At 67.7% G+C, this 4,847-nt stretch carries 4 protein-coding genes and 2 pseudogenes; 2 read left to right on the forward strand and 4 right to left on the reverse strand.

Features of this window, described 5'->3' with window-relative positions; translation table 11 throughout:
• Positions 1 to 282: 282 nt before the first annotated feature.
• The 4 genes and pseudogenes from ACIBJF_RS52130 to ACIBJF_RS52145 form a co-directional block, all read right to left on the reverse strand.
• Positions 283 to 720 (reverse strand): annotated as a pseudogene (locus ACIBJF_RS52130) (integrase core domain-containing protein); the annotation flags it as partial.
• 3 nt (positions 721 to 723) lie between these two features.
• On the reverse strand, positions 724 to 1,662 hold the full coding sequence (locus ACIBJF_RS52135) for an enoyl-CoA hydratase/isomerase family protein (RefSeq protein ID WP_399184916.1): 939 nt from the start codon (positions 1,660 to 1,662) through the stop codon (positions 724 to 726).
• A gap of 595 nt (positions 1,663 to 2,257) precedes the next feature.
• Complete coding sequence (locus tag ACIBJF_RS52140) at positions 2,258 to 3,280, reverse strand: NADP-dependent oxidoreductase (protein WP_399184917.1); 1,023 nt, start codon at positions 3,278 to 3,280, stop codon at positions 2,258 to 2,260.
• Positions 3,281 to 3,511: 231 nt separating this feature from the next.
• The gene (locus tag ACIBJF_RS52145; protein ID WP_399184918.1) at positions 3,512 to 4,054 is read right to left on the reverse strand and encodes a LysR substrate-binding domain-containing protein; all 543 of its coding nucleotides are present in this window, start codon (positions 4,052 to 4,054) and stop codon (positions 3,512 to 3,514) included.
• On the opposite strand from ACIBJF_RS52145, the pseudogene ACIBJF_RS52150 reads away from it, so the two are divergent.
• Together ACIBJF_RS52150 and ACIBJF_RS52155 are read left to right on the forward strand one after the other, a co-directional pair.
• A pseudogene (locus tag ACIBJF_RS52150) lies at positions 4,047 to 4,571 on the forward strand (integrase); the annotation flags it as partial. The gene ACIBJF_RS52145 and the pseudogene ACIBJF_RS52150 overlap by 8 nt on opposite strands.
• The coding region (locus tag ACIBJF_RS52155) for a cytochrome P450 (RefSeq protein WP_399184919.1) at positions 4,498 to 4,847 on the forward strand (350 nt) is incomplete at its 3' end. The pseudogene ACIBJF_RS52150 and the gene ACIBJF_RS52155, both read left to right, overlap by 74 nt.

Genomic DNA, 4,847 nt, shown 5'->3' on the forward strand with positions numbered 1-4,847 from the left:
TACTCATGTTGCTCTTGCTACTCACTACCTGTGACTGCTTCCTCCGGGACCATCCGTCCCAGTATCAAGCTGTCCGGCCGGCAGGGGGAACCTCATGTGCACTCCGCCGCATCACGTTGGAGGCATCACTGAGCCGTCCCAGGCGTACCAAGGCTGACAAAGACCGACGGCCCGGCGGTCCCGCTCTGTCCCTGCCGATGCCTTGTCCGAGTCGCGCGGCAGAGTCCTGCACCCGCAGGGCTGCCATCACCCTGTAGGTGCCAAGAATCACGTCCGTGCTGGTCACGAAGCATGTTGGTACTCGTGCAGGATGCCGCCGAGGCGGTCGCGTCGGTGGACGGCGAGGTGGGTGAGCCGGTCGGGCTAGGTGATGGGTTCGGGCAGGGGGCTGAGTGGTGCAGCGCTTGCGAGAGTGCGGTGGGGCCTGTGCTGGTTGTAGAACTGCTCGTACTCGTGCAGCGCGTGGAGTAGATGGGCCTGGTTCCAGATGAGGGTGCGGTCGAGGAGCCCGGTCCGGCAGGATCGCACCCATCGCTCCATGAGCGCGTTCACGCGCGGCATCCGGACACCGGTCTGAACGACCTCGATACCCTCGGCCTGCAGGACCGCGTCGAAGGCCGCCGGGTAGCGAACATCCCGGTCCCGGATCAAGAACTTCACCCTGGCGCCGGTGTCCTGAAGGTCCATGACCATGTTTCGGACGAGTTGGGTGACCCAGGCCGCCTACAGGGCCGGTCCGCGCGGGACGCAGGCAGGAGCGCGGACCGGCCCCGCCACCCCCGCGATGCTGCACCCACGTCCGGTCTCCCCGGGAGCGGTCAGCAGACACCACGGGGCGGCGGTGCTCGACGGGAGCGGCTCCGCCCGACGGGGTCTACCGATTCGGCCACGTGGCCGGGGTGAGCGGGAGGCCTGCGTCCATGGACTTGGCGGCTGCGCGGATGGCTGTCTGTACGTCCTCCCGCTCGAACAGCGGCATGGAGATGTCGTACAGGCGGGCCCATGCCGCATCGCGGCCTCGGAGCGCCAGATCTCCAGGAGGTCCTTGGTCGCGGCGTAGGTCGCGGTGGGGCCGTGGCCGAGGCGATCGGCCCATGCGGCCGCCTCGGCGTCCAGCTCCGGATCAGGGACGACATTGGTCACGATGTTCCAGTCGGCGAGGCGGCGCGCCGGTTGCGGCTCGCCAGTCATGACGAGTTCGATGGCTCGGGCGCGGCCCACCCGCTCGGCGAGCTGCACGATTCCGCCTTGGAGAGTCATGATGCCGAGGAAGGCTTCGGGGAAGACGAAGCGTGCCGACTCGCCCGCCAGAATGAGGTCGCAGCTCAGGGCGAGTTCGAAGCCGCCGCCTGCGCAGGTTCCCTGAACGACGGCGATGGTCGGAATGCGTAGCTGCTCCAGCTTGTGCAGGGCCTCGGCGAAGACGGCGATCTTCGGCCGCAGCTTCTCCACCGGGACGTCCACCCACTGCCGTGCGTCGCCGCCCAGGCAGAAGTCCTCGCCGGCACCTGTCACCAGCAGGGCCCGTGCCGTGCCCGCCGCGACACGGTCCACGGCCTGTCCCAGCTCTTCGCGCATCTGGAAATTGATGCGGTTGCCGGGCGGAGCATCGAGCGTGATGCGCGCGACCTCCTGATCGATGACCACGGATACGTAGTCCATGCCTCCTACTCCTCTCGTGACAGGGGCGTGGCGTCAGCCGGGCTGGAGCTCGAAGGTCCGCTTGATCGCGGCGAGCGCCTGGCCCATGCCGGCGGCCGCGGCCTCCGCGAGTGCGTCCGGGCGCAGGTCTGTGGTCCAGACGAACCGTGTGCGGCCGCTGTCCTCCGCCAGAATCTCGGCGGAGGCGTTGTGGTGGGTGTACGACCCGTCGACGATCGCTCACGCCGTGTGGAGGCCGCCGCGGACCCCACAACCGTCGACGCCGCCTTATTTCGGTCACCCCGCAGGGCAGACGCGTGGTGACCGAGGCATCGCCGGACGCCCGCGCCGCCGAGGAAGCGGTTTTCGCCCGCCTGGATCCGGAAGACGGGAGCAACTCCTCACCCTCCTCCGACGTGTCATCGACGCGCAGACGTAAAGGGACTGGTGGGCGCTGAACCCCGCCATGTGGAGCCCCGCAATGCCGTTGCACCGTGCTCGATCCGATCGACCCGCCGCGGCGGAGACGAGGCACCAAGATCGGTGCCATGGATGGCGCCGCCCGTGCGGATGGGGGCACCGACCGGCGGGCAGCAGCCCACCCGCCGCCACGCCGTCAGGACTTGACGAGCATCTTGCCGATGTTCTCCCCGCGCAGCATGCCGAGGAAGGCCTCCACCATGTTCTGGATGCCGTCGACGACCGTCTCGCGGTACTTCAGCGCGCCCGAGGCGACCCAGGGGCCGACCTGGTCGACGAAGAGCGGCTGCATGTCGCAGTGGTCCCTGAACAGGAAGCCCTGCATACGGCCGCGGGTCTGGATCAGCCGGAAGAGGTTCACCGGGCCGGGGGCGGGCTCGGTGTTGTTGTAGGTGGAGATCATGCCGCAGATGGCGATACGGCCGTGCAGGTTGAGGGAGCCGAGGGCCGCGTCCAGGTGGTCGCCGCCGACGTTGTCGAAGTACACATCGATGCCGTCGGGCGCGGCCTCGCGCAGCTGCTCGCCGACCGGGGCCTTCTTGTAGTTGAACGCGGCGTCGAAGCCGTACTCGTCCAGCAACACCTTGACCTTGTCGTCCGAGCCGGCCGAACCGATCACCCGCGAGGCGCCCATGAGCTTGGCGAGCTGTCCCGCCTCGCTGCCGACCGCACCCGCCGCGCCGGAGACGAACACGATGTCGCCCTCCTGGAATGAGGCGGCGCGCAGCAGGCCGGCGTACGCGGTCAAGCCGGTCATGCCGAGGACACCGAGGTACGTCGACAGCGGCGCGATCTCGCCGTTCACCGTGACCGCGTCTCGCGCGTCCACCGCCGTGTACTCGCGCCAGCCAAGGTCATGCACGACGTGGTCGCCGACATTGAAGCCCTCGGCGTTCGAGGCGACGACCTCGCCGACCGCGCCGCCCCGCATGGCCTCGCCCAGCTCGTACGGAGCGGCGTAGGACTTCGCGGCATTCATTCGGCCCCGCATGTACGGGTCCACGGAGAGGTAGATGTTCCGCACCAGTACCTGGCCCTCACCAGGCACCGGCACGGGGGCCTCGACCAGCGCGAAGTCCTCGGGCGTCGGCCAGCCGACCGGGCGCTTGACCAGCTGCCACTCGCGGTTGACGGCGGGGAGGTGAGGAGAATTCGACAAGGTACCCCTTATTGCGTCGTCGAGCGACCCGATGATGTGTGTGTCCGCCATTTTTTGCGTCCTTTCGTCGCCTTGGTCGACTATGACAATGAACGCTAATGGCGCATTTCGGGAATTGGAATTATCGTGTCGCTAATGCCGGTGTGACCACAGTGGTCACACCGCCGTCAGAGTTCGGCCAGGGTGAATCCGGGCGCGAATCCCGCACTGTACGTGCCGTCGGCCCCGGTGTCAGACGTGGATCGGATCGGCGAAGACCTCGCGGGCTGCTTCGATGAGTTCGTCCAGGTCGCCGCCCGAGGCGCGCTCGCGGCGCCAGATCAGGGCCGTCTCCAACGGGGCCTCGAAATCAGTGAACGGCAGGACCTCGGTGTTCGCCAGTGCGTAGCCGTGAATGGGGCTGTCCGGGTCGAGCATGGCAAAGTGGAAGGCCATCCCGCTGGAAACCGTTTCAGCGATTCCGCCATAGCCGGCATCGGTCAGCATGATTCGTTTCCTGATCCCGCGCTCGAACATTTCTCGGTCGAGCTGGTCGTAATAGGCCGATCTGACCTCATTAGGCGCGACGACGAAACAGAGGTCGGACAGATCCTGCAGCGCCAGCGAGTCCCGCCCGGCGAACCGATCGGCCGGCACCACCGCTCTCAGCCGTTCCGACATGACGGTGAGCACGTCCAGTGAGGGGTCGCGAATCGGCAGTCGGGCCAGCGCGAACGCAAGTCTGCTCTCGCATACGGCGGTGACCAGAGCCTTGGAGCTGCCGGGCCAGCGCACCAGAGCACACCGGTCCTCAACGCGTTCGGCGAGTGCGGTCAAGACGCTCGTCCTGCGGCTGGCCCAGGAGAATCCGAGGTGGGGACACAGGCGGATCCAGGGGGAGTTGGCCCGACTCGGGCATCAGATCGCCGCCTCCACGGTCTGGGAGATGCTGAACGCCGCGGGCGTCGACCCGGCGCCGCATCGTACCGGCCCGACTTGGCGTGAGTTCCGCACCGTCCAAGCCGAGGGCATCATCGCGGCAGACTTCTTCCACATCGACACCGCGCTGGGTGGGCGGTTGTACGCGCTGGCGTTCCTCGAGCACGGTACCCGGCGCCTGCACATCGCCGGGGCCACCGCCCATCCGACGCGGGATTGGACGGTGCAGCAGGCGAGGAATCTCGCTGTCGACACGGGCATACGCATGGAGTCGCTGCGCTTTTTGCTGCGTGATCGTGATGGCCAGCACGGCGAGGCTTTCGACGGCGATATACGGCGTGACGTGCGGCGACGACTTATCGAGCGGCCCAGAGACCGACCCGAAGGAGAAACTGGACAAGGGCATGCAGGCCCGCAAGGACTTGCGCCAGCGCCTCGGCGAGCTGGTGGAACAGCGCCACTGCAGGCCGGAAGACGACCTGCTGTCCCGGCTGGCCAACGACGACGGGCCCGACGGCCGGATGGCCGACGCCGAAATCGTCGCCACCGCCAAACTGCTCCTCATCGCCGGCCATGAGACCGTCGTCAACCTCATCACCAACGGCATGCTGACGCTGCTGCGCCACCCGCAGGTGCTGCGGCGACTGCG

It is taken from the genome of Streptomyces sp. NPDC050743 (genome assembly GCF_044456925.1).
In the GTDB taxonomy this organism is placed as follows: Bacteria; Actinomycetota; Actinomycetes; order Streptomycetales; family Streptomycetaceae; genus Streptomyces.

Excerpts from the sequence above, each read along its gene's own strand:
- ACIBJF_RS52135 (WP_399184916.1), bottom strand. The coding sequence starts at position 1,662 with ATGGACTACGTATCCGTGGTCATCGATCAGGAGGTCGCGCGCATCACG.